Genomic DNA, 298 nt, shown 5'->3' with positions numbered 1-298 from the left:
CGCGTGCCGCTTTAATGGGCGAACAGCCCAACCCTTGGGACCTACTTCAGCCCCAGGATGCGACGAGCCGACATCGAGGTGCCAAACCTCCCCGTCGATGTGGACTCTTGGGGGAGATAAGCCTGTTATCCCCGGGGTAGCTTTTATCCGTTGAGCGACGGCCCTTCCATACGGCACCGCCGGATCACTAAGCCCGACTTTCGTCCCTGCTCGACTTGTAGGTCTCGCAGTCAAGCTCCCTTCTGCCTTTGCACGCTACGAATGATTTCCAACCATTCTGAGGGAACCTTTGGGCGCC

1 rRNA gene is annotated in these 298 nt (G+C 58.7%); it reads right to left on the bottom strand.

The features are described from left to right. Positions 1 to 298: ribosomal RNA gene (locus CHH91_RS18325) — 23S ribosomal RNA — on the bottom strand; the annotation flags it as partial.

The sequence above is a fragment of the Virgibacillus sp. 7505 genome, from assembly GCF_002272135.1.
GTDB lineage: Bacteria > Bacillota > Bacilli > Bacillales > Amphibacillaceae > Terribacillus.
Note: the sequence above shows the minus strand (reverse complement) of the source record. Positions and strands in the feature narration are given on the sequence as shown.